Raw genomic sequence first — 1,518 nt, 5'->3', positions numbered from 1 at the left:
GGTGCGCTCGCCCGGCGGCTGGCCGCACGCGGCGCGGGCCCCGGCACGGTCGTCGCCGTCGCGCTGCCCCGCTCCATCGACCTGATCGTCGCGCTCGTCGCCGTGCTGCGGTCCGGCGCGGCCTACCTCGCCCTCGACCTGGACTACCCGGCCGACCGTCTCGCGTACATGATCGAGGACGCCGCGCCGGTCTGCGCGGTCACCGCCGAGACGCTGCCGGGCGGGCTCACCGTGGTCCCCGTCGACGGTGACGGGCCGGAGGCCGAGCCCGTCGCCCCGCGCGTGCACGACGCCGCGTACGTGATCTACACGTCCGGCTCCACCGGGCGCCCGAAGGGCGTCGTCGTCACGCACGAGGGTGTCGGCAAGCTGATCGCCACCCAGGTCGAGCGCCTCGGCGTCGGCCCGGACAGCAGAGTGGGCTGGTTCGCCTCACCGAGCTTCGACCTGGCCTTCTGGGAGCTGTGCCAGGCGCTGCTGTCCGGCGGCACGCTCGTCGTCGTCCCCGCCGAGCGGCGCGTGCCCGGCCCCGCCCTGACCGACTACCTCGCCGAGAACGGCGTCACCCAGGTCGCCCTGCCGCCGTCGGTGCTGTCGGCGCTGCCCGACGGTTGTGAGCCGCCGCTCGGCGTCGGCATGCTGGTGGGCACCGAGGAGGTGCCGGGCCGTCTCGCGGAGCGCTTCGCGGCCGGCCGGCGGATGTTCAACGCGTACGGCCCGACCGAGGCGAGCGTCAACGCCACGCTCTGGGAGTGCGCGCCGGAGGGCGGGCCGGTGCCGATCGGGCGGCCCGATCCCGGCGTCCTGGCCTACGTCCTGGACGCCGCGCTGCGGCCCGTCCCGGCCGGGGTCGTCGGCGAGCTGTACCTCGGCGGTGAGGGCCTGGCCCGCAGCTACCTCGGGCGGCCCGGCCTGACCGCCGAACGGTTCGTCGCCGACCCGTACGGGGCGCCCGACGAGCGGATGTACCGCACCGGCGACCTGGTCCGCTGGACCGGCGACGGGGCGCTGGAGTTCGCCGGGCGCGCCGACCACCAGGTGAAGGTGCGCGGCGTCCGCATCGAGCTCGGCGACATCGAGGCGGTGCTGTCCCGGCATCCGGCCGTCCGCCAGGTCGCGGTGATCGTCCGGGAGGACGACCCGAGGGTACGGCGGATCATCGCGTACGCCGTCACCGAGGCCGACGCGGGCGACCTGCGCGCGTACGCGTCGCGGGAGCTGCCCGGCCCCATGGTCCCGGCCGCGTTCGTCCGGCTCGACGCGCTGCCCGTGTCGGTCAACGGCAAGCTCGACCGCGACCGGCTACCCGCGCCCGACTTCGCGGCCGAGGCCGCGCGGGGCCGTGCCCCTCGCACACCGCGCGAGCGCGTGCTCTGTGCCGTGTTCGCCGAGGTGCTCGGCGTGCCGCGGGTGAGCATCGACGATGACTTCTTCGCGCTCGGCGGCGACAGCATCACCTCGATCCGGCTCGTGGGCCGTGCCCGCGCCGCCGGGCTGGCGCTCACGCCGCGGCAGGTC

1 protein-coding gene is annotated in these 1,518 nt (G+C 76.2%); it reads left to right on the top strand.

Features of this window, described 5'->3' with window-relative positions; genetic code table 11:
• The coding region (locus tag ACFFNX_RS49715; RefSeq protein WP_378213474.1) for a non-ribosomal peptide synthetase at nt 1–1,518 on the top strand (1,518 nt) is incomplete at both ends.

It is taken from the genome of Actinoallomurus acaciae, from assembly GCF_042429965.1.
In the GTDB taxonomy this organism is placed as follows: domain Bacteria; phylum Actinomycetota; class Actinomycetes; order Streptosporangiales; family Streptosporangiaceae; genus Actinoallomurus; species Actinoallomurus acaciae.
This window is presented reverse-complemented; position numbering and strand designations above follow the sequence as displayed.